General features: G+C 70.8%; 24 protein-coding genes, 1 tRNA gene and 1 pseudogene. 13 read left to right on the forward strand and 13 right to left on the reverse strand.

Features of this window, described 5'->3' with window-relative positions; genetic code table 11:
- Positions 1 to 464 precede the first annotated feature (464 nt).
- From IH48_RS0104970 to ligD, 4 genes and pseudogenes are all read right to left on the reverse strand, one after another.
- A pseudogene (locus IH48_RS0104970) lies at positions 465 to 1,802 on the reverse strand (FtsW/RodA/SpoVE family cell cycle protein); the annotation flags it as partial.
- A 105-nt stretch (positions 1,803 to 1,907) separates the two neighbouring features.
- Positions 1,908 to 2,390 (reverse strand): SH3 domain-containing protein, encoded by a 483-nt coding sequence (locus tag IH48_RS0104975; RefSeq protein ID WP_030899617.1) that lies wholly within the window; start codon positions 2,388 to 2,390, stop codon positions 1,908 to 1,910.
- Between the two features lie 206 nt (positions 2,391 to 2,596).
- Entirely contained in the window at positions 2,597 to 2,905 is a 309-nt protein-coding gene (locus IH48_RS0104980; RefSeq protein WP_030899618.1) for a zinc ribbon domain-containing protein, read from the reverse strand.
- A gap of 116 nt (positions 2,906 to 3,021) precedes the next feature.
- Complete coding sequence (gene ligD, locus IH48_RS0104985; RefSeq protein WP_030899621.1) at positions 3,022 to 3,915, reverse strand: non-homologous end-joining DNA ligase; 894 nt, start codon at positions 3,913 to 3,915, stop codon at positions 3,022 to 3,024.
- Positions 3,916 to 3,965: 50 nt separating this feature from the next.
- Here ligD and IH48_RS0104990 point away from each other — a divergent pair, with 50 nt between their 5' ends.
- The 4 genes from IH48_RS0104990 (at position 3,966) to IH48_RS34260 (ending at position 6,514) form a co-directional block, all read left to right on the forward strand.
- Positions 3,966 to 4,841 carry a Ku protein gene (locus IH48_RS0104990; protein WP_030899623.1) on the forward strand — a complete coding sequence of 292 codons (876 nt, stop codon included), beginning with the start codon at positions 3,966 to 3,968 and terminating at the stop codon, positions 4,839 to 4,841.
- A 74-nt stretch (positions 4,842 to 4,915) separates the two neighbouring features.
- Positions 4,916 to 4,987 (forward strand) — tRNA-Arg (locus tag IH48_RS0104995).
- A 236-nt stretch (positions 4,988 to 5,223) separates the two neighbouring features.
- Entirely contained in the window at positions 5,224 to 5,973 is a 750-nt protein-coding gene (locus IH48_RS0105000; RefSeq protein ID WP_030899625.1) for a dienelactone hydrolase family protein, read from the forward strand.
- Between the two features lie 88 nt (positions 5,974 to 6,061).
- Positions 6,062 to 6,514, forward strand: coding sequence for a GNAT family N-acetyltransferase (locus IH48_RS34260; protein WP_078849490.1), 453 nt, complete (start codon positions 6,062 to 6,064; stop codon positions 6,512 to 6,514).
- Here the strand turns inward: IH48_RS34260 and IH48_RS0105010 are convergent, their stop codons facing one another.
- On the reverse strand, positions 6,515 to 7,078 hold the full coding sequence (locus IH48_RS0105010) for a GNAT family N-acetyltransferase (RefSeq protein ID WP_158710250.1): 564 nt from the start codon (positions 7,076 to 7,078) through the stop codon (positions 6,515 to 6,517).
- Between the two features lie 130 nt (positions 7,079 to 7,208).
- Here IH48_RS0105010 and IH48_RS33035 point away from each other — a divergent pair, with 130 nt between their 5' ends.
- The 8 genes from IH48_RS33035 (at position 7,209) to IH48_RS0105055 (ending at position 13,909) form a co-directional block, all read left to right on the forward strand.
- Entirely contained in the window at positions 7,209 to 7,466 is a 258-nt protein-coding gene (locus tag IH48_RS33035; protein WP_037841045.1) for a type II toxin-antitoxin system Phd/YefM family antitoxin, read from the forward strand.
- On the forward strand, positions 7,463 to 7,891 hold the full coding sequence (locus IH48_RS0105020) for a PIN domain-containing protein (protein ID WP_030899630.1): 429 nt from the start codon (positions 7,463 to 7,465) through the stop codon (positions 7,889 to 7,891). The genes IH48_RS33035 and IH48_RS0105020 overlap by 4 nt, the downstream gene beginning before the upstream one ends.
- 812 nt (positions 7,892 to 8,703) lie before the next feature.
- Positions 8,704 to 9,390 (forward strand): FadR/GntR family transcriptional regulator, encoded by a 687-nt coding sequence (locus IH48_RS0105030; protein ID WP_199809893.1) that lies wholly within the window; start codon positions 8,704 to 8,706, stop codon positions 9,388 to 9,390.
- Positions 9,391 to 9,532: 142 nt separating this feature from the next.
- Positions 9,533 to 10,363 (forward strand): creatininase family protein, encoded by an 831-nt coding sequence (locus tag IH48_RS0105035; RefSeq protein WP_051839178.1) that lies wholly within the window; start codon positions 9,533 to 9,535, stop codon positions 10,361 to 10,363.
- A complete protein-coding gene (locus IH48_RS0105040; RefSeq protein ID WP_051839180.1) occupies positions 10,360 to 11,253 on the forward strand; it encodes a transporter substrate-binding domain-containing protein in 894 nt (297 codons plus the stop codon). The genes IH48_RS0105035 and IH48_RS0105040 overlap by 4 nt, the downstream gene beginning before the upstream one ends.
- Before the next feature lie 13 nt (positions 11,254 to 11,266).
- Entirely contained in the window at positions 11,267 to 12,019 is a 753-nt protein-coding gene (locus IH48_RS0105045; protein WP_030899640.1) for an amino acid ABC transporter permease, read from the forward strand.
- Between the two features lie 95 nt (positions 12,020 to 12,114).
- Entirely contained in the window at positions 12,115 to 12,819 is a 705-nt protein-coding gene (locus tag IH48_RS0105050; RefSeq protein ID WP_030899641.1) for an amino acid ABC transporter ATP-binding protein, read from the forward strand.
- 70 nt (positions 12,820 to 12,889) lie between these two features.
- The gene (locus IH48_RS0105055) at positions 12,890 to 13,909 is read left to right on the forward strand and encodes an alpha/beta hydrolase family esterase (protein ID WP_051839182.1); all 1,020 of its coding nucleotides are present in this window, start codon (positions 12,890 to 12,892) and stop codon (positions 13,907 to 13,909) included.
- Positions 13,910 to 14,077: 168 nt separating this feature from the next.
- On the opposite strand, the gene IH48_RS0105060 is transcribed toward IH48_RS0105055, so the two are convergent.
- Both IH48_RS0105060 and IH48_RS0105065 read right to left on the reverse strand, forming a co-directional pair.
- Positions 14,078 to 14,290, reverse strand: a complete 213-nt coding sequence (locus tag IH48_RS0105060; RefSeq protein WP_030899648.1) for a hypothetical protein — start codon at positions 14,288 to 14,290, stop codon at positions 14,078 to 14,080.
- 409 nt (positions 14,291 to 14,699) lie between these two features.
- Positions 14,700 to 15,473 (reverse strand): methyltransferase domain-containing protein, encoded by a 774-nt coding sequence (locus IH48_RS0105065; protein WP_030899649.1) that lies wholly within the window; start codon positions 15,471 to 15,473, stop codon positions 14,700 to 14,702.
- Positions 15,474 to 15,476: 3 nt separating this feature from the next.
- On the opposite strand from IH48_RS0105065, the gene IH48_RS0105070 reads away from it, so the two are divergent.
- Complete coding sequence (locus tag IH48_RS0105070; RefSeq protein WP_267885302.1) at positions 15,477 to 15,824, forward strand: hypothetical protein; 348 nt, start codon at positions 15,477 to 15,479, stop codon at positions 15,822 to 15,824.
- Positions 15,825 to 15,834: 10 nt separating this feature from the next.
- On the opposite strand, the gene IH48_RS0105075 is transcribed toward IH48_RS0105070, so the two are convergent.
- From IH48_RS0105075 to IH48_RS0105105, 6 genes are all read right to left on the reverse strand, one after another.
- Positions 15,835 to 16,491, reverse strand: a complete 657-nt coding sequence (locus IH48_RS0105075) for a phosphoribosyltransferase (RefSeq protein ID WP_030899653.1) — start codon at positions 16,489 to 16,491, stop codon at positions 15,835 to 15,837.
- Between the two features lie 228 nt (positions 16,492 to 16,719).
- On the reverse strand, positions 16,720 to 17,577 hold the full coding sequence (locus IH48_RS0105080) for an ABC transporter permease (RefSeq protein ID WP_030899655.1): 858 nt from the start codon (positions 17,575 to 17,577) through the stop codon (positions 16,720 to 16,722).
- Positions 17,574 to 18,542, reverse strand: coding sequence for an ABC transporter permease (locus tag IH48_RS0105085; RefSeq protein WP_078849493.1), 969 nt, complete (start codon positions 18,540 to 18,542; stop codon positions 17,574 to 17,576). The genes IH48_RS0105080 and IH48_RS0105085 overlap by 4 nt, the downstream gene beginning before the upstream one ends.
- Positions 18,539 to 19,705, reverse strand: a complete 1,167-nt coding sequence (locus tag IH48_RS0105090; protein ID WP_078849520.1) for an ABC transporter ATP-binding protein — start codon at positions 19,703 to 19,705, stop codon at positions 18,539 to 18,541. Before IH48_RS0105090 ends, IH48_RS0105085 begins: the two co-directional genes overlap by 4 nt.
- Before the next feature lie 14 nt (positions 19,706 to 19,719).
- On the reverse strand, positions 19,720 to 20,985 hold the full coding sequence (locus IH48_RS0105095; RefSeq protein ID WP_078849494.1) for an extracellular solute-binding protein: 1,266 nt from the start codon (positions 20,983 to 20,985) through the stop codon (positions 19,720 to 19,722).
- A gap of 146 nt (positions 20,986 to 21,131) precedes the next feature.
- The gene (locus IH48_RS0105105; protein WP_078849495.1) at positions 21,132 to 21,797 is read right to left on the reverse strand and encodes a GntR family transcriptional regulator; all 666 of its coding nucleotides are present in this window, start codon (positions 21,795 to 21,797) and stop codon (positions 21,132 to 21,134) included.
- Between the last annotated feature and the right edge of the window lie 24 nt (positions 21,798 to 21,821).

The raw sequence follows: 21,821 nt of genomic DNA on the forward strand, positions 1-21,821 counted from the left end.
GCGGTACGGGCGTCCCGCCCCCGCGCCATGGCGGTCGCGCCTGCGCCCGCCCTCGTCTCCGCCCTCGCCCCCGGCCTCGGCCTCGTCCCCGCCTGCGCCTCCGCCTTCGGCGCTGTGGCGCCGGGCCGCCGTTCTGCCCGCCGATCGCCGTGCGCGGCGCTTGCGTCCAGGACGGGCACACGCGACCGGGCGCCCGCGTCACGCGCGCCGGAGCCGGCCGACGCTTCCTCGACCCCGTTCGCGGCCCGTACCGGCCGCGCCTTCGCACGCCGCAGCGCCCCGAGCCGCGCCCCCGCACGCCGCGGCCCCCTGAGCCGCACCGTTTTCAGGACCTTCTCTCGCAGCTTCTGCCCCCGTACGCCCACCTCCCGTACGCCGCCGTCTCGTCGGCCGTCCGGCGGCAGGACCAGCAGAGCCGGGCGGCTGGGGGAGTCCCCGCCGGGCGACGGCCGGCCGGAGCCTTCGACGGGCTCCCGCGCCTCCACCGGCCCCGGCCTGCGCGCCGAGTCGCTGATGCGCATCAGCAGCGCCACGATCACCCAGTTGGTGACGACGGACGAGCCGCCCTGGGCCAGGAACGGCATCGCCATGCCGGTCAGCGGGATCAGCCCCATCACGCCGCCGGCGATCACGAAGACCTGGAGCGCCAGGAGCGACGACAGCCCCACCGCGAGCAGCCGGCCGAACGGATCGCGCGACACGAGCCCGGTGCGCAGGCCCCGCGCCACCATCAGCCCGTACAGCAGGAAGATCGCGCTGAGACCCAGAAGTCCGAGTTCCTCACCCGCCGTGGCCAGGATGAAGTCGGACTTCGTGGCGAACCCGATGAGCGTCGAGTGGCCGAGGCCCAGGCCCGTACCCGTGATCCCGCCCGCCGCGAAGGCGAACAGCGACTGCGCCAGCTGGCCGGGGCCGATGCCCGCGTCGATGGAGGCGAAGGGGTGCAGCCAGTCCTCGACCCTGTTGTGCACGTGGGGTTCGAGCGTCCCCGCGGCGAACGCGCCGACGGCGGCGAGCAGGAGGCCGATCGCGATCCAGCCGGTCCGCCCCGTCGCGACGTACAGGAGGATGACGAAGACGCCGAAGAACAGCAGCGAGGTGCCGAGGTCCCGTTCGAACACGAGGACGACGACGCTCAGCAGCCACACGGTGACCAGAGGCCCCAGTACCCGCCCGTTCGGCAGTTGCAGCCGCCCGAAGCGGCGTCCCGTGCAGGCCAGGGTGCGGTGGTTGGCGGCGAGGTACGAGGCGAAGAAGAGCGCCAGCAGTACCTTGGCGAACTCGCCCGGCTGGATGGAGAGCTGGTCGATCCTGATCCAGATCTTGGCGCCGTTCACGGCGGGGAAGAGGATCGGCACGATCATCAGGGCGAGGGCGCAGACGACCGACAGGTACGCGTACCGCTGGAGCACCCGGTGGTCGCGCACCATGACGACCACCGCCATGAACAGCGCCATCCCGAGCGCCGACCAGACCAGCTGGGTGGGGGCCGACGGATCGCCGGGCGCCTCCTGGTCGAGCCGGTAGATGAGGACGAGCCCGAGCCCGTTGAGCAGGACGGCGATCGGCAGCAGCAGCGGGTCGGCGTACGGCGCCAGGAAGCGGACCACGAGGTGCGCGAGGAGCGAGAGCACCCCGAGCCCCAGGGCGTAACCGGCGACGTCGGGCGGGACGGCGCCGTCCCTGTCGAGCCCGACGGCGGCATACCCGGACACCGCCACGAGGACGGCGCAGACGAGGAGCAGCAGCTCGACGCCCCGGCCTGCGAGGGCACGGGGCGCGGGCTGTGTCGGTGCGGACATGGCGGCAACGTAGCAAGCAGACATGCCTTATGTCTGTTTATGTAACGATATAAGGCATGTCGATACGGCGCACGGCTCTGCCGCCTCACTCATGCGCCTGACGGGTCAGCACCAGCGCGGAGCCGGCCCGATGTTGTCGATGTACCGGGCGGAGCCCCACGCCCACGTGCCGTCCGTCAGCAGGTACCAGCGGTTGTTGCCGTCGACGTTGTCACCGCGCGTCTTGCAGAAGATGTGCACGATGCTGCCGTACTTCGCCAGGCCGACGATGCGGCTGCTGCGCGTCGGCTTGTCGCGCAGGTAGAGGCCGCCGTGGGCGACGACCCGGCCCTTGTAACGCCCGCCGTCGTCGTTGCCCCCGTTCCACGCCTCGTTGGCCGGCTGCTGACGCCCGTTCGGCGCCTGCGCGTGGTTCGGCGCCTGCTGGTCGTGAAGGGCCTGGCTGCTGTGGGGCGCCTGCTGGCTCTGGGTGGTGTGGTTCGCCGGGGGCTCGTCGGCGGCCGCGGGGACGGTGGCGAGGGCGGCGGTGGCGGCGAGGGTGACTGCGGCGAGGGTGGTGGCACGGAGGCCGAGGGAACGCCGTGGCATCGTTACTCCTGGTGACCTGGGGGGCGAGAAGCCGGCGATTCCGGCCAGTGGCTCGCCCGATTCACGCTAGTTTCGTCACATAGAGCCCGCAAAACTTCACGCTGCGCACACGTCCAGGAGTTGCCCTCGGCGGGATTCCGTGCCGGCCGCGTGAGCACACCCCACCGCACGGCCCCGAACGGGACGGGGCGGCCGTGGTGGCCGCCCTACGCGACCGGCCCGCTCCCGTGCGGCGCGTGCTGCCCGACCCCCGGCTGCGGCTGCGCCGCGCCGCCGCTCTGGGCGACCGTGGCGAGCAGCCCGTCCGCCTGCTCCTTGGGTACCTGCTGTTCGGCGCCGCAGAACGTGCACTGCATCGCGTACTTGGTGGATATCGGGAACAGCGGGATGAAGAAGAGGGTGAACTTCAGGACGCGCTTGCGCAGTGTGTGCGCGGACGGGTTGCCGCACCGGCCGCAGACGAGCGTGAGGATCGCGAGTTGCTGCAGGTACGTCCTGGTGCCGAACAGAATGATCATCGCAATGACTCCTTCGGATGGGGGACGTGCCTCATGCGCCGTCCTGATGAGTCTCCCGCACGCCACTGACACTCTTCTCCAGGGGAGCGGCCGGGGGCGGCCGGGGGCGGCCGTTACGAGGGGAGCGTCCCGCCGCCCTCGAACAGCGGCGCCATCAGATCCCCGTACTCGTCCAGCCGCCCGGGGATGTCGTCCATGAAAAAGACGAGGCGCGCGCGTCCCTCCGCACAGGCGGCCACCTCGTCCCAGGTGATGGGCGCCGAGACGGTGGGTTCGACGCGCGCGCGGACGGTGTAGGGCGTGGCAGTCGTCTTGGCCGCGCTGTTCTGGCTGTGGTCGACGAAGACCTTCCCCGGGCGCAGCGAGCGCGTCATCCGGTGCACGACGAGCGACGGCAGCGCGGCCTCCGCCTCCTGGGCGAGCTTCTTGGCGTACGCGGACACGTCGGCGGAGGGCGCGGTCCTGATGGGCACCAGCAGGTGCACCCCCTTGGCGCCTGACGTTTTGGCGCAGGCGTCAAGACCGTCGGCGTCCATGCGTTCACGCAGCCACAGCGCCACGCGGCAGCACTCGGCGACGGACGCGGGAGCGCCCGGGTCGAGGTCGAACACGATGCGGTCGGCGACGGCAGGGGCGGTGGCCCGCCACTGCGGAGTGTGGAACTCCACGACCAGGTTTGCCGCCCACATCAGGGCCGCGAGCCCGTCCACGACGACCTGGCGGCCCCGATCGCCGCCCCGGCGGGCGGAGCGCGGGACATCGGCGACTCTCACCCAGTCCGGCGTACCGGGCGGCGGATTCTTCGAGAAGAACGTCTCGCCCTCGGCGCCGTCCGGGTAGCGCAGGAACGAGGCCGGGCGGTCGGCGAGGTGGGCCAGCAGGGGTGCGGCCGTGCGGGCGTAGTGGTGCAGGAGCTCACCCTTCGTGGTGCCTGTGGCGGGGTACAGCACCTTGTCGAGGTTGCTGAGCGTGAGCCGCCGTCCCTCCACCTCCGTGATAGGCGTCATAAACTAAGAATTCCACGCAATAGGGTCATGATTCTCGAAAGGGATGAGCAGTGCGATCGATCTGGAACGGCGCCATCTCCTTCGGGCTGGTCAGCATCCCCATCAAACTGATGAACGCGACCGAGAACCACTCCGTGTCCTTCCGGCAGATCCACAAGGAGGACGGCGGGCGCATCCGCTACCACAAGGTGTGCGAGCTGGACGACCACGAGGTCACCACGGCAGAGACCGGCAAGGGCTACGAGGACGCTGACGGATCCATCATCCCGATCAGCGACGAGGACCTGGCGGCGCTGCCGCTGCCGACGGCGAAGACGATCGAGATCGTCGCGTTCGTCGCGGCGGACAAGATCGACCCGCTCCAGATGGAGACGGCCTACTACCTCCAGGCGAACGGCGCACCGGCCGCCAAGCCCTACACGCTGCTGCGCGAGGCGCTGAAGAGGAGCGAGAAGGCCGCCATCGCCAAGTTCGCGCTCAGGGGCCGCGAACGCCTGGGCATGCTGCGTGTGGTGGACGACGTGATCGCGATGCACGGCCTGCTGTGGCCGGAAGACATCCGAGGCGCGGAGGGCGCGGCCCCCGACGCGGACGTCTCGGTACGCGACAAGGAACTGGACCTGGCGGACGCCCTGATGAACACGCTCGGCGAGATCGACCTGGACACCCTGCACGACGACTACCGCGAGGCGGTCGAGGAACTGGTCACGGCCAAGGCCGAGGGCGCTCCCGCGCCGACGCCGGCGCGTGAGGAGAAGGGCGGCAAGGTGATCGACCTGATGTCGGCCCTGGAGAAGAGCGTCCGCGCGGCCCAGGAGGCGGCGGGGGAGCAGGGGGACGAGAACGCCGAGGTCACACACCTGGGGGACCGCAAGCAGCCGCGCAAGAAGGCGCAGAAGAAGACAGGCAGGAAAACCTCGGCGTGACCGCGAAATACCAGTTCACGAGGGAGCCCCGGAAGCTGGTAGGGTTCCTGTCGTCGCCCCCGAGGGGCGGCAGCGCCCCCGTAGCTCAGGGGATAGAGCAACGGCCTCCGGAGCCGTGTGCGCAGGTTCGAATCCTGCCGGGGGCACACTGTGCGAGTGTGCCTGGACCTCACCACCAGCGGAGATGCTGACGGTGGGGTCTTTTGCTGTGCGCACGCGGTGGCGCCGGCGTCACCCGGCGGGCTAGGTTGGGCGGCGATGAACACCGGGACGGCATCATGCCACGCACGGATTGGTGACCCGGCGATCCTTTGATCGTCGCGCGGGCTCCGCCTCTGTCACGTTGACCACGCTCGACACGTCAACGACGACAGGAGTATCCATGCCCACCAAGACACTGCTTGTCCCCACTGCCGACGGCCAGGCCGACGCGTTCGCGGCCTTCCCCGACCACGGCGAGCGGCACCCCGGAGTGCTGCTGTACACGGACGCGTTCGGCTTGCGGCCCGAGCTGGAGCGGAGAGCCCGCGAACTGGCCGAATACGGGTACTACGTACTCGTCCCCAACTTCCACTACCGGCACGGCACGGCGCCGGTGATCGAACTCCCCGCGCACATCGGGGAAGAGACCCGGCCCGCGATCATCGCTCGCCTGATGCCCCTGATCGAGGAGCACACCGTCGAACAGGTCCTGCGTGACGCTGATGCCTACCTGCGGTTTCTTGCCGCCCAGCCGGAGGCCGGCACGGGACCGGTAGCCGTGATCGGCTACTGCATCGGCGCCGCCTATGCGATGCGCACCGCGACGGCCCACCCCGACCGGGTGGCCGCCCTCGCCGGGTTCCACCCGGGCTTCCTGGCCACCAAGGCGCCCGACAGCCCGCACCGTCTCCTCCCTCAACTCACCGCTGAGGTCCACCTCGGCCTCGCCGAAGGCGACATGTCGCCCGAGGCCATCAGCGAGCTCGACCAGGCCCTGGACGCCGCAGGCGTCAGCTACACCACGGAGATCTACGCCGACACCGTCCACGGCTTCACCATGTCCGACACCGATGCCTTCAACCCCGCTGCCCTGAAGCGCCATTGGGACCGCCTCCTCGCCCTCCTCGACCGCACGCTGAAGAACGGCTGACGCTGTCCGTCGTGGTCGCGAAGGCGCCGGTGAGCGCAGCATGAACGCCATGGTGAGAGTGGGAAGGGTGGCCTGAGAGAACTGGACTGTGCTGAGGGCGATTCGACTGCACGCCCTCGACGCGGACCCCGACGCGTTCGGCTCGACGTTCGAGGATGAACGAGCTCGACCGGAGAGCTTTTGGCGTGATCGGATCGCGGACAGCGTCTGGCTTCTGGCATGGGCTGGACGGCAACCAGTGGGGATCGTGGCGGCAGTCGCCCCGCCCTTCCCCACCTCGGTCGAGCTTCAACTCGATGCGATGTGGGTTGACCCTGCATGGCGGGGACAGGGTGTCGGAGAGGCCCTGGTCGACGCCGTACTCGCCTGGGCCGGAGAACAGGGCGCCGAGTTCGTGTCGTTGACCGTCGTCGATGGCAACGACCACGCGCGGCGGCTCTATGAGCGCACTGGGTTTCGTTCGACCGGAGAAAGGGAGCCTCGCCTGCGCAGCCCCTGCCACATGCGCGAGCGACTGCGCCTGTCCCTCGTGTCCGCCTGATCAGCGGTCCGTGGTGGCGGGTGCTTGCCCGCCGAGGTGGGTCCAGATGAGGCAGTCGTGCCAGGTGTCCTGCTCGGCGTCCTCGGACGACCATGCACGGCAGTGCCGGGGCAGGCGTTGTTCGAAATGGTACCCAGCACGCTGGGCGAGGTGGAGTGACGGCTCGTTGAGTGGGTTGATCTCCAGCCAGATCCTGGGGACGCCGAGGGCATCGTGTGCCCAGGACGTGATCGCGGGCACGGCCAGTGAGGCGAGGCGACGGCGCCGTTCTTCCGGCCGGATCCAGTACGCCAGCTCCATGCTTCCGGGACCGTCCGGCATCAGGCCGACAGCACCGAGCAGACGCTGCCCGCGCAGGATCCCGATGGAGAACTGACCGCCGGCTGACGGGTCCCACTGCGACAAGGCCTTCTGTGCGTCGTACAGGGAGTAGGGGCCTACAGGTCGGCCTGCCCACAGGGACGGGGCCCTCTCCCCGGAAGTCGCCTCGACCAGCAGCGCGGCGTGGTCACCGGCCAGGGCTCGCCCGCGCAGGCCGTCTCCGAGACTCAAGTCGAGATGCATGGCCGTATCCAAGCCCCGACGCCGGCTCGTGGTCGAGCGGGTTTCCTGTCCTCGGATTCGGTGGCCCGTCGCCTGAGCGCCGGCGATCCACGCAGCGCACACCACGTCTCCATGTACTACTCTGTAGTACATGGAGACGACCGCCCGTGAGTTCAATCAGAACGCATCGAAGATCCTCGCCGCCGCAGAGCGTGGCGAGCGCATCACGGTGACCAAGAACGGACGTCCGGTCGCCGTGCTCGCCCCTGTCGGCGATGAGGTCCTCCCTGTGCCGCCTTACCCGGCCGACTCCATGGGTGAGGACGACGAGGCGCCGGTGTTCCACAGTGCGGCACCCGTGGACTGGTCGGCGGGTCGAGGCGGCTACCTGGAGGGGTTCGGCGCGTGACCGTACTGATCGCCGGCACTTCAGGACTGTTCGCTTACTACGACGGCACCGACGCGGAGCACAAGGAGTGCCGCGCGGCGGTGGCGGCCGCCTCGCACCTGGTGGTGACGCCTCTGGTGCTGGCCGAACTCGACTACCTACTGACCACGAGGGTCGGCCCTCACGCCGCGCACGGTGCGCTCGCCCACATCCGGGACCGCGCCGCAGTGCGGCGGTACGCGGTGCCCGAGGTCGAGCCGCACCTGTCGACCGCGCTGGTCACGATGCGCCGCTACCCGCAGATCGGGCTCACGGACACCATGAACGTCGTCATGGCCGCCGAGTACCGGACGGATGCCGTCCTGACCCTGGATCGCCGGCACTTCCGGACAGTGCGCCCGCTGACCGGCCATGCAGCGTTCCGTCTCTGGCCTGACGACCGGTGAACACCGCCTGGCCCGGCCGGGGACGGGGATGGCGGGCAGCTCATGCGCTGCCTTGTCCGCCCGGCTGATCAGCCCGTCCCCCTTGGGTGAATTTCCGATCCGGACCTCCGCCCATACCGTCTTGCCCGGTCCGCCGGTGTCGCGCGGCGTCACCGCCCAGCGGGTCGCGAGCGCCGAGACCATGTACAGGCCGCGGCCCGACTCCGCGTCCGGTGTGGCTGACCGAAACCCGATACCGCGCAGACCCTGTGGCGGGCCCGGGCTGCGGGGCGGCAGCAGCGCCGCCGTGGCCAACGCCGTGGCCGGGCCCGAGCCGAGGGGCGGCCGGAGCGCCGCGCGGGGTTCGGCGATGTCGGGCTGCGCATCCACTGCTGGGCCACTCTCGGATTCGTCGCCCACCGGGTGGGCGTCCTCGTCGCTGTCGCCGTGCGGACCGCCGTCCTGCCGAGCGCGCACCGGCTGTCCTCGGCCCTCCTGTGCATCGGTGGCGGGCCGGCCCTCGCGGCGGGCCAGGATCTCGTGGCCGTCGTCCGGACCGCTCCCGGGCCCGGCTCTCCCGGTGGGGTCCTGACGCTCGCTTACCTGGCTCCCCGGCGCTGAGCGCCGGGCGCGATCCCCAGTTCAAGGGCGCCTGAATCGAGGCGGGTTACGACGGCGGACGGCGTCGGGGGCGATCGTCGCACTCAGTCATCAGTGTTCGGTCGCGCTGATTCCCACCAGTACTGGCCAGACGCGTGCTGTCACACCTCTTGACGGCCGATTGACCAAGTGATTTATTCACTTAGCAAATACGGCCGACCGGGAGGCACACCATGCGCGACGCGGACACGGCAGCGATGTCGACGGTCACCCTCTCCGAGCGGCTCGTCGGCGGGATGCTGGATCTGATCGCCGAGCAGTCACTGCCCCCGGGGGCGCCACTGCCGACCGTGAAGCAGCTGGCCGCCCGCTTCTCCGTGACACCGCCCACCATGCGCGAGGCGCTGCGCCGCCTGCAGGCCACCGAGGCGGTGGTCCTGCGCCACGGCGCCGGCGTCTACGTCGGCGAGGGCATCCACCGCACCCTGATGCCCAACCCCAACTCCGCCGTCCCCGACCACGAGGTGCTGGCACTGCAGCTGGTCGAGGCCCGGCTCGTCATCGAGCCCGGCATCGCGGCCGTGGCCGCCGTCCACCGCACCGAAGAGCATCTGGAGCGCCTGGAGTTGGCCTGCGAGACCGCCACCCGCGAACCGGGCGACCCCCGGCCGCAGCTGAACTTCCACCGCGAACTGGCCAAGAGCTCGGGCAACCAGGTGCTCTTCGAGGTGGTGGACTCGCTGCTCGCGGTCCGCAGCCGCGAGCAGCGCCGGGTGCGGCGGATGATCCACGACCGCCAGTGGGACTTCGAGGGGCACGCGGCGATCCTGCGTGCCGTCCGGGACGGCGACGCGCCGGCGGCCGAACAGCTGACCCGCGCACACCTCGAGCAATTGCGCGCGGACATCGCCCGGTCCTGAGCCGGCGACGTCCTCAACGACTCGATTTCGCGTGGGCTCCCGCCCCACGCCGGTTACCGCCGCAGCGGACGAGCAACTCCGGCCACGGCGGGCTGCTCGCCACGCCCGCGCGGCACTTCCACCCTCTCGAACCGGGACACTGATGACCAACGAACCCCGATCACACCGGCTGGCAGATCTCACCTGGCCGGAGATACATCGGCTGCGCGCCGTCGCACCCGTCGCGCTCATCCCGCTGGGCGCGTGCGAGCAGCACGGCCGCGGGCTGGCCCAGCGCACCGACACCACAAGGGCGGAGGCCGTCGCCGACATGGTCGCCGAACGCCTTTCGCCGTCCGTGGTGATCACACCGGCCGTTCCCGTCGGCCTGTCCGAGCACCACATGGCCTTCCCCGGGACGCTGACCCTGACAGGCCCCACCCTCATGGCCGTCGTCCAGGAACTCGTCACCAGCCTCTACCGGCACGGCTGGCGCCGGGTGTTCGTGCTGACCGGGCACGGCGGCAACAACTCCGCCGTCGACCTGTCCGTGTCCCGGCTGCGCGCGGACTTCCAGGACCTGCACATCGCGTGGAGCGGGGTGACCGCTGTCGCCTCCGACGTGACGGCCGAACTGGCGCAGAGCCGGGTGCGCGGTCACAGCTGCGAGATCGAGACCTCCCAGGCGATGTTCGCCGATCCCACCCTCGTGCAGTCCGGGTGGCTCACCCGCGGAAGCGCCGCGCTGGACGATCTCGAGCCGGCCGGCCGGCTGAGCCGCGGCCATCCGCACATCCACTTCCCCCAGGCCTACGACGTGCTCAGCGCCGACGGCAACCTGGGCGACGGACGGCTCGCCGACCCCGAGGCGGGAAAGCGGATCATCACCACCGTCGTCGACCGCGTCGCCGCCTTCCTCGAAGGCTTCATCGCCCTGCCCGACCGTGTTCCCCACCCGCCCGTGTCCGACGAGCGGGCTTTGGAGGCCCGATGACTTCCCACGCCCTTGTGCGCCGCACACCTCAGCGCCGCACACCTCAGCGCCGCACCGTCCTCGCCGCCGCAACGCTCGGCCTGCTCTCGCTGTCGCTCACCGCCTGCGGCGGTTCAGGCTCCTCGGCCGCGTCCAACAAGTACGGGACGATATCGGCCGGTCGGATCAAGTTCGCCTACCGCTCGGACGACAAGCCGGTCTCCTTCATCCAGAACGGACAGCCGGCCGGCTTCATGGTCGACCTCTCCAAGGCGGTGGCCGCGAAAATGGGCCTCAAGGCCGGCTACGTCGCGACCAGCTTCAACAGCATGCTGCCGGACGTACGCAACCACATGTACGACGCGGCGGCCTTCGGCACCCTGGTCACCCCCGACCGCTCCCGGCAGGCCGCCTTCACCACAGCCGTCGGATACAGCCAGGCGCGGCTGCTGTCGCTGAAGAAGGAGCCGATCGCGACCGTGGCCGCGGCCAACGGCAAGACCGTGGCGATCACCCAGGGCAGCGAGCTGATCCCGCTGATCCAGAAACTCGACCCGAAGGTGGTCGTGAAGCAGTTCCCCAGTGTCGCCGCCAGCACGAACGCCCTCGTCGCGGGCCAGGTGGACGGCCTGCTCACCGGGGTGACGACCACGCAGACCCTGCTGCGCCAGCACGCCGGCTTCACCGCCACGCCCCCGATCACCAGCGGAATGAGCGCATTCCCGGTGGCCAAGGACCGGCGCAAGCTGCTCAAGGGACTCAACACGGCGCTGGCCTCGGTCATGACCGACGGCACCTACACCAAGCTCTACGCGAAGTGGAACCCGCCGGGCAGCAAGATCCCGCAGAAGCTCCTCGACGACTACCCCGGCATGAAGCAGGTCGCGGCGGGCTCCCCGAGCCCGTCATAGGGGGCCGATCCACATGCACCAGTTCCTGGACACCTTCTTCAACCTCCACCTGATCGGCGGGGTCTTCCCCTCGCTGCTCAAGGTCGGCCTGCGCAACACCGTGCTGCTGGCCGCGCTCGCCAGCGTCATCGGACTGATCGTCGGCATCCTCCTCGCGGCCGGCCTGATGTCGCGGACCGCGCTGGTACGGGCTCCCTGCCGCGCCTACGTGGACGTACTGCGCGGGCTCCCGCACATCCTCAGCATCTACCTGATCGGCCAGGGCCTGCCACTCGCCGGACTGAACGTCTTCGGCGGCTGGACCTACGGATACGCCGCGCTGGCCATCGGACTCACCGAGGGCGCATACATGGCGGAGATCTTCCGCTCGGGCTTCCAGAGCGTCGACCCCGGGATCGTGGAGGCCTCCCGCAGCCTGGGCATGTCACACCGCTCGACGATGCGCCTGGTCGTCATCCCGATCGGCTTCCGGAGCGTACTGCCCGCACTGACCGGCCAGTTCATCCTCGTCATCAAGGCCACCGCACTGGTGTACCTGCTGGGCCTGGTCACCGGTCAGCGCGAGATGTTCGCGATCGCCCAGGACGCCTCGACCAACGACGCCTCGCTCTCCCCGCTGGTCGCCGCCGGTGTGCTGTTCCTGGCCATCACCATCCCGCTCACCTACGCGGTCAACGCCTGGGACCGCCGGCTGCGCGACGGCCGCAGGTCGCCGTCCGCCGCCGCGCCCGCCGAGACCGCACCGCCGCAGGAGGTACTCACATGAGCAACTCGCCGAGTTCGGCCCCGGCCTCCCGGCGGACCTCAGGCGCGACCACCGCTCCCGGTGCCGGGGCCCCCACCGCGGTCAGGTACGAGTCCGTGAGCAAGAGCTATGGCCCGACCCCGGTGCTGCGCGGGGTGGACCTGGTGGTCCAGGGCGGTACGACCACCTGCGTCATCGGTCCTTCCGGGTCGGGCAAGTCCACGCTGCTGCGCTGCGCGAACCTCCTCGAACGGCCGGACTCCGGGCGGGTGCTGATCGGCCAGGAGGCCATCACAGAACCCGGGGCCGACGTCGACCGGATCAGAACCCGCGTCGGCATGGTCTTCCAGCGCTTCCACCTCTTCCCGCACCACACCGTCCTGGACAACGTGACCCTCGCGCTCCAGCGCGTACTCGGCAGGCCACGCGAGGAAGCGGTCTCGATCGCCCGGCGACGGCTGGCCGAGGTCGGGCTCGACCGTCTTGAGGACCGCCGCCCCGCCCAGCTGTCCGGCGGCCAGCAACAGCGTGTCGCCATCGCACGGTCGCTGGCCATGGACCCGGAGGTGATGCTCTTCGACGAGGCCACCTCCGCGCTCGACCCGGAACTGGTCAAAGGCGTGCTGGCAGTCATGCGCGACCTGGCCGCCCAGGGCATGACCATGATCGTGGTCACCCACGAAATGCGCTTCGCCCGCGAGGCGGCCCACCAGGTCGCCTTCCTCGACGGCGGCCGGCTGCTGGAGACCGCCGCCCCGGACGCGTTCTTCGACTCGCCTCGCAACGAGCGTCTGCGCGGCTTCCTCGACCAGGTCCTCTGACCCATGCCCTGACCGCCCCGTTCACAGCCGTCAGCTCACAGCCAACCGCTCACAGCAGTAAGGCAGGACGATGCGCTTCTCCCCGATCGCCGGGCGCCTGCGCGCCCTCGCCATCGCCGCGGCTCTGGCCGCCGCGGCATCCGCCGCGGCGGCCCCCGCCGAAGCGGCGGCACCGGCCCCGGGCGTCACCGGCGCCCCTTCCACAGCGGTGGTGGACCACGAACTGCCCACCACAGGCTGCGGCCTGCGCCCGCCGGCCACGCCCGGCACCCGTGCAGCACAGACCATCGACTCCGGCGGCCGTACCCGCGACTACGTTCTCCAGATCCCGGCCGGGTACAGGCCCGACCGGCCCGACCAACTGGTCCTGGTTTTCCACGGACGGGGAAAGTCCGGCATCTCGCAGGCCGACGTCACGGCCGTCACCGACCCGCACACCATCGCCGTCTACCCCCAAGGCCTGCCCGGCACCGGGAAAACCCATGAGGCCGCCTGGCCCGGAGCCCCGTACAGCACCCCGGAGATGGCCGACGACCCCCTCTTCGTCAGCGACCTCATCACCCACCTCCAGCAGACGCTCTGCGTCGACCCGTCCCGCATCATGCTCGCCGGGAAATCCAACGGCGGTGCCTTCGCCGCCCGACTCGCCTGCTCGATGTCCCGCCGGATCGCCGCGGTGACCGTCGTCTCCGGCGCACTGTACGGACAGCACGGCTGCTCGCCCGCGCGCCCGGTACCCGTACTCGATTTCCACGGCACAGGCGACACCGTCATCCCCTATGCGGGGGACCCGAGCCGCGACCTCCCCCCGGTCATGGACTGGGCGGCCCAGTGGGCTCGCCAGGACGGCTGTACCACCGGGCCGCACACCTTCTTCCACAAGGCCGACGTGACCGGACTGCGCTGGAGCCACTGCCAGGACCATGCGGGCGTCACGCACTACCGCATCGCCGGCGGTGGCCACGTCTGGCCCGGCGGCAGCTCGGCCGGCGCTACCCAGACCATCAGCGCCACATCGCTGATGCTCACCTTCCTCCGCACTCACCCGCTGGGTGAACGGTGTCATTCCGACGAACGCGCGATGAGCTGAGTCGAGCCAGGACCGGGCAGCGGGCCGGGAGCGGCCCCGCCGTGGCCGGCGTCGTGGCCAGGCCCGCGCCCAGGGTGAGCGCCTCCAGGGCCGGGGCCGTCAGGGGCCCGAGCCGAGGGCCGACCAGAGCGCCGCGTGGAACGCGACCGCCGGCACGAGCGCGACGCATCACGCGACCGCCGACGTCGCGGCGATCCGGCGGCGGATGCGCGGCGGGCGCGTGATGAAGCCCGCCGCCGCGTTGGCCATCATGCAGAGCGCGAAGTTGAACGCCGCCTCGGCGATCAGGAACCAGGCGATCAGCAGCGGGTCCGTACGGCTCTGGCCGCATCCAAGCGACTGGCCCGAGACGTTGGGCGGCCGGACCCGCCGGGTGCTCACCGTCGCCCTGTTCGGGCCGCTTCCGCCGCCGCGGGGTGAGGCGCTCGCCCTCCGCCGCCTGGCCGGAGCTGCCGTGCGCACACTCGCCGCGCCGACCGCCGCCGGCCGCGGCATGTGCCTGATGGCGTGGAGCGGGGTCGCCGCAGGTGTGACGGGGTTCGGCGCCTACCGGGTGTGCGTCCTCGTCGTCGTCACCGCACGGACCGCCGTCCTGCCGAGCGCACGCCGGCCGGCCTCGGCGCTGCTGTGCGTCGGTGGCGGTCTGGCCCTCGCGGCGGGGCAGGATCTCGTGACCGGCGTACGGGCCGCCCCAGGCCCCGGCTCCCTCAGCCAGGCCCTGGCACTCGGCCTGCCGGCCGCCGCGGCGCTGAGCACCGGGCGCGATCTGCGGCGCAAGAGCGCCTCGGTTTCAGCGGGTGCAGGCCACCGTCACCAGCGTGAACGTGGCGAAGAACGGTCCCTGGGCGAGCGACGTGAACCAGCGCAGGCCCCTGGCCTCGTCGATGTGTCCGCCGTCGATGGCCTTCCGCATGTTGCGCCCGAGGCCCAGGACGTGGTCGGCCTCGTCGACGTCGCGGAAGACCGGCGCCGTGGTCCGTACGGTCTCGACGGCGAACCCCGCCTGCTCGGCGAGCCGGGGGAGCCCGCGTCCGATGGCGGAGTTCCGCACCACCTGTGACGTGGTGAAGCGGGTGAACGCGCGGCTCGTCTCCAGGTCGTCCGCGTCGACGACGAGCGTGTCCCAGTCCGGTTCGGCCAGGGCGACGCGGCCGCCGGGGCGGACCACGCGACGGAGTTGGGCGAGGACGGCCGAAGGGTCCGCGACGTGCATGAGAACACGGTCGACCTTGGCGCGGTCCACCGTTTCCGGATCGACCGGCAGCGCGTGCACGTCAGCCTCGCGGATGCCGACCGTCGGCAGGGAGGCCACACGGCCGCGGGCCCGGGCCAGCATCGCCGGGTCGTGGTCGACGCCGATCACCGTGCCGTCCGGGCCCGCGCGGTCGGCGAGCGACTGCAGATCCGTGCCGGGGCCGCAGCCCACGTCGAGCACGGTCTGGCCCGGCCGCACGTCCAGCAGGTCCAGCATGACCTGCTTGTACGCGCGTCCGGCCTGGCCGGCGGCCGCCCGCAGCATGTAGGCGGCGGAGTCGGGTCTTGGCTGTCCGAGCGTTCGCGGCATGGTGTGCAGTCAAGCAGCCGGAGCCGCCGCGGCGCTACGGCACACTCCGCTCGTGGCGCCGGGACCCGCCGACGAGGACGTGCACGAGCAGGGCGAGCCCGCCACGTGTACTGGCGGCGCGAGTCCACGGACATCCTGGGGCAGTTCCGCGCCGCGGTCGGGCGCTGTCCGCACGACCCGCGGGTGCGGGAACTGCTGCGCGCGCTCACCGCCGCCAGCACGGAGTTCGTCGCGATGTGGTCCGAGCACCCGGTGCAGGCGTTCACCCCCGCGACGAAGCGGTCCCAGCAACCGGCCGCGGGCCGGATCGCCTTCCTGCCCGCGTCACCCGCCGACGGGTCCGCGCCGTAGGCGCCGCTCGTCAGGTGGCGAGTGTGCGGTACTCGGCGAGCATGGCGATGACCTCGTCGTCGCCCACCTGGTCGAAGTCGTCGTACCAGAGGCCGACCGCCTGGAAGTCAGGTGGTTGCAGGAGGCAGATGACGGTGTCGGCCTCCGAGCGCATCTCGGCGACCGTGCCGGGGGCGCCGACGGGGACGGCGAGTACCAGCCGCGCGGGTTCGAGGCGCCGAAGGTGGCGCAGGGCGGCGCGTGCGGTGGCGCCGGTGGCCAGGCCGTCGTCCACGACGATCACAGTGCGGTCGCCGACGTCGGGCATGGCACGGTCGCCGCGGTAGACCTGGGCGCGGCGTTGCACTTCCGCACGTTCCCGGGCAACGTCCTGGGCCAGCCGGTCCTCGCTGAGACCGGTCATCCACAGACCTTGCTGGTCGAACACCGGCGGGTCGTCGCCCGCGACCGCGCCGACGCCCGACTCCGGCCTGCCGGGCACACCGATCTTCCGTACCACGAGCACGTCCAGGGGTGCGCCGATGGCCCGGGCGACCTGGGTGGCCACCGGCACACCGCCGCGGGGCAGCGCGAGGACGACGGGTTGGGGCAGTTCGCCGTCGTCCGCCCACTCCGCGAGCCTCAGACCGAGCTCCTGGCCGGCCGCCTGGCGACTGTGAAAGCGCATGGCAGGATGCCGCCTCTCCTTCTCGGACGGTCTTGAAGGCCACCGCCCGGTGCCGGGACGACGGCGCCGACGCTGCCGAGCCCGATACCGGCCATGCCGGACGGAGTACCACGAAAAGGGTGGCCTACACGCAGCGGGCCCAGCCCGGTGTGGGCCCTGGACAGGGACGCGGTGTGCGCGGGGGAGTACCCTGAGCCACCGCGCCCCTCCGGGGTGCGGGTGCCCGTGTCAGTCCGACGAACGCGCGATCAGCTGAGTCGGGTTGACGAAGCGGAGCGCCACCAGCAGCAGGACCGCCATCGTGCCCGTGTAGAGGACCGCCATCGCGTCGATGGACTGCGTGGAGCGGATGCCCGCCGAGTTCACCGCCGAGAACAGCGCCACGATGAGCGTCTGGCTGGTCGATCCTGCCGTCAGGAAGGTGAGTTCGAACATGCCGAACGTCCGCACCAGCACCAGGATCCCCGCCGCGAGCATGCCCGGGAGCAGCAGCGGGGACAGGACGCGGGTCAGCACCGTCCAGGTGGACGCCCCGCACATGCGGGCCGCCGATTCGATCTTCGGGTCGATCTGCTCGATGAACGGTGTCATCGTGAAGATGACGAACGGGATGGACGGCACGAGGTTCGCGAGCACCACGCCCGTGAGCGTCCCCGCCAGGTGCACCTTGTACAGCACGGTCGCCATGGGGATGCCGTACGCGATCGGCGGCACCAGGATGGGCAGCACGAACAGGATCGTCAGCAGCTTCTTGCCCGGGAAGTCCTGGCGCGCCAGCGCGTACGACGCCGGGACCGCCAGCACCAGCGAGACGAGCACCACCAGGAACGTCACCTCGACGGTGGTTCCCAGCACCCGCCCGAGGTTGAACTCCTTCCAGGCGTCCCCGTACCAGTGGCCCGTCCAGCCGGACGGCAGCCAACTGGCGAACCAGCGGCCGCCGAACGAGTTCAGCAGCACGGTGGCGATGACACCGAGCAGGTTGACGAAGAAGAACACCAGCGCGGCCCACGTCAGCCACGCCCCGGGGCGCAGTGTGATGCCGCGCCTCGGTGCGCGTGCGACGCCGATCGTTTGAGCGCTCATCCCTTGCCTCCGGTGGATCCGCGGTACAGCTGGGAGCGCAGGCCCGCGATCACGCCGAGGACGACGAGCATCAGCGCGGTCATGATCATCGCGTCCGCGCTGCCCTGCGCGTAGTCGAAGCGCTCCAGGGCCGCCTGGTAGGCCTCGATGGAGATGACGTGGGTCGAGCCGTTCGGGTCGCCGACCATCATCGCCGACGGGAAGACGGCGAAGGCCATCACGAAGCTCAGCGAGAACGTGGTCATGAGGCCCGGCAGCAGCAGCGGGAGTGTGATGTAGCGGAACCGCTGCCACCAGCCCGCGCCGAGTGTGGAGGCGGCTCTCTCCAGGCTCGGGTGGATGCCGGACAGGTAGGAGTGGGTCAGCAGGTAGGCGAACGGGAAGCCGCTGATGATCAGGGACAGCAGCACGCCCGTGTAGTTCATGGTCAGCTTCACCGGCGAGTCGGCGAGCCCCAGCAGGTGCAGGGTGCGGTTGAACCAGCCCGCCGGCCCGAAGAACTCCAGGATGCCCTCGGCCGTGAGGACCGTGCCCAGGGTGATCGGGACGACCAGCAGCGCGAGCAGCAGCCGCTTGCCGCGGAAGTCGCGCCGCATCCGGTACGAGATCGGCACCGAGACCCCCACGTTGATCAGCGCGGCGGGGATGGCGAGCGAGAAGGTGGCCCAGATGGACTTGCGGGAGAAGGGCTCGGAGAAGAACTGCTGGTACGCGCCGAGCGCGCCGCCCTTCGTCGGCTGGAAGGAGAGCTGGAGGCCGTAGAGGAACGGGTAGCAGAACAGGGCGATCATCGCGAGCGCCGCCGGCACCACGAGCAACAGGGTCCGATCGACGCCGCGTTCGGCCAGGCGGTGGCGCAGGGCCGTCTTGCCGCGTCGCTCGGCCAGGGCGGACGGGGGAGTCCCGGTGGGGGGACTCCCGGTAGGGGGAGTCGCGGGCGTGGGCGTCAGGGGCAGGCCGCTCATGCGGGGACCTCCTCGCCGGGCGATTCGGCCGGCGCCGGCGCCGGGAAGAGCAGCGCCCGGTCCGTGTCCACCGCGACGGCGAGCGCGTCACCCGGCCGGATCTCGCGCTGCGCCTTGACGTGGATGCGGTCGCCCTCGCGCGTGACCGCCTCCACATGCAGCGCACGGCCGTGGTACTCCACGACCTCGGCCACGGCCTCGGCGTTGGGTTCCTCGCCGTCCTGCGCGATCCGCAGGTCCTCCGGCCTGATGGCGACAGTGACCTCCTGGCCCGCCGCCACCGGCTCCTGACCGACGACGGTCCCGGCGAGCCGCAGGCCCGGCCGCTGGACGACCGCCTCCGTGCCGTGCGACGAGACGACGTGCAGCGTCAGCATGTTCCGGTAGCCCATGAACGCGGCCACGTGCGGGTCGGCAGGGTGCTCGTAGAGCTCGGCGGGCGTGCCGATCTGGCTGACCCGGCCGGCGTGCAGGACGACCAGCCGGTCCGCCAGGGAGAGCGCCTCCTCCTGGTCGTGCGTCACATAGACGGTGGTGAGCCCGAACTCCTGGTGAATGCGGCGTATCTCGCTGCGCATCTCCAGCCGCAGCGCCGCGTCCAGGTTGGACAGCGGCTCGTCCATCAGGACGAGGGCAGGCTCCATGACGATCGCGCGCGCGATGGCCACGCGCTGCTGCTGGCCGCCCGAGAGCTGACCGGGGTGCTTGTGCGCCTGCTCGGTCAGCTGGACGAGGCGCAGCACCTCGTCGACCCGCCGCCCGGTCTCCGCCTTTCCCGTGCCGCGCATCTTCAGCCCGAAGGCCACGTTGGCGCGGACGGTGAGGTGGGGGAAGAGAGCGTAGTTCTGGAAGACCATGCCGAAGCCGCGCTTCTCCGGCGGCACGGTGTCCATCCGCCTGCCGTCGAGCTCGATCTGTCCCGAGGTGAGCGGCAGGAGGCCGGCCAGGCAGTTCAGGGCCGTGGTCTTGCCGCATCCGGACGGGCCGAGCAGCGCGACGAACTCGCCGCCCTTGATGGTCAGATCGAGCGGGTGCAGGGCGGTGTGCGCTCCGTACGCGCGGCTGAGGCCGCTGATGCGCAACTCGCCTATCTGGGACTCGGGCCGGTTGCCCGCGGCTCTCGGGGCGGGCGCCCCCTTCGGTTCCGCTGTCGTGCCGGTCATGTCGGTCACCGCACTCACTTCGTCGAGCCGATCTTCTTGTCCCACAGGTCGAACGCCGTGACCTGCGCGGTGGCGGGCAGCGAGTTCTTGATCGGGTTGTCCTTGATCCAGCCGTCGAAGCGCGAGTCGCCGTACTTCGCCATGACCGCCTGCGACGACGCCGGGGCCTGGCTGAGGGAGACGTCCTTGACCGCGGGGCCGGGGTAGAAGTAGCCCTTGTCGTACGTCACGGCCTGCTCTTCCGGCGTGAGCATGAACGCGATCAGCCGCAGCGCGGCCACCAGTTCGTCGTTCGAGACACCCTTGGGGATGATGGCGAACTGCGCGTCGCTGACCCAGGTCAGGTTGTCGAACTTCGCCACCGTCATCGACTTCGGCACCGTGCCGAGCGCGCGCGGGTTGATGTACCAGCCGGTGGTGGTGGCGAGGAGGTGGACGGTGCCCTGGGCCAGGTTCGTCATCGTCGCCGACGTCTTGGAGGGGTATTGGGCCGCGTACTTGTTGAGTTCGGTCAGGTACGCCCAGGTGCGGGACCAGCCGTTGGTTGGGTCGGTCGGGTCGGAGTCCTTCAGCAGGTAGGGCAGGCCCATCAGGAACGTGCGCCCCGGGCCCGAGTTGCGCGGCTGCGCGTACTGGAACTTGCCCGGGTTCGCCTTGGCCCAGTCGAGCAGCGCGTCGGTGGTGGTGGGCGGCGTGTGCAGCTTGGCGGGGTCGTACTCGAGCAGCGGCCCCGACGGGTACCAGACCAGCTCGACGCCCTGGTCCTGCGCGAGCGCGGCCATCGAGGCGGCAGCCGGCTGGTAGTTGGCCATCAGGCCCGGCAGGAACCGGTCGTAGTACGGCTTGAGGTCGTACCACAGACCCTTCTGTATCCCGGCTGCCAGCCCGTCGGTGCCGGACAGGACGAGCTGGATCTGCACGTTCCCGGCCTGCTGCTGCGCCTGCACCTTCGGCGCGAGCTCGGGCGCGGTCCCGGTGGAGGTGGTCACCTTCGCGACGATCTCGGGATGCTTGGCCTTGAACGCGTCGATGATCGGCTGGGTGAGCGCCAGGTTGCCCGCGACGTCCAGGATGTTCAGCGTGACCGGCTTGGACGGCGCGCTGGCCAGGGCGCTCGGCGCGGCCTTCTTGTCGGACGTGCCGCTGCTCGGCGCGGAGCAGGCGGCGAGCACGGGTCCCGCCGCGGCCGCCGTGGCGAAGGTGGAGAGCACCCGGCGGCGGGACAGCGCTCTCGGCAGGCTGCGGGAGTCTCGCGTCGGGAAGTCGCTGTGTGCGGACATGGCAGGCGGAGCCCTTCGGTCGGAAGTGGTGGGGTGGGGGGTGGAAGCGCTGTTCCTCGGGGACCACAGGTGACGGTGTGTTCGGGCGTGACCACACTTGCGACGGGGGGACGCGGATCGGGAGAGGTGGGATCAGGTCGGCGCGTTCATGCCTCCCCCTCAGGGAAGTTCCGTGCCACAAAGGCGGCGATGTGGCTCCGCATCAGATCGCGCACGCGCTCGGCGTCCCCGGCCTCGGCGGCCTGGAGGATCGTGCGGTGCTCGGCGGCCTCCAGGTCCCAGGACGGCCGCGTGGACCACGCCGCGGTGGACAGCAGCGCCGTCTGGTCGCGCAGCTCGTCGAGCGACCTCACCAGCAGCGGGTTGCCGCAGCCCGCGTACATCGCACGGTGGAACGCCCGGTTGGCCAGCGATCGTTCTGCCGTGTCCTGCGCCCGGTCGGCGAGGTCGAGTGCGGCCTTCGCGTCCTCCTGGACCCGTCCCGCGGCGGTGGACCTGGCCGCCGCCGTCGGTTCGAGCAGCAGGCGCATGTCGTACACACTGCGGGCGTGCGTCCGGTCGACCGCGCGGACCGCCGCGCCCTTGTACGGGCTCATGTTGACGAGCCCGGAGGCGGCGAGTGTCTTCAGCGCTTCACGTACCGGTGTCTTCGACACGCCGAGCTGCTCGGCGAGATCGCTCTCCACCAGGGCCTGGCCCGGCTTCAACTCCCCTGTCAGGATGGCGTGCTTGATCGCTTCGAGCACCACCTCCGTACGGGACGGCAGGGTGCCGGGGTGGGCGTGGCCCCTACGGGCGAGTGCGTCGGACACGGTTGTTGCTCCAGAGCCGGGAGA

The organism is Streptomyces sp. NRRL F-5126 (assembly GCF_000721265.1).
In the GTDB taxonomy this organism is placed as follows: domain Bacteria; phylum Actinomycetota; class Actinomycetes; order Streptomycetales; family Streptomycetaceae; genus Streptomyces.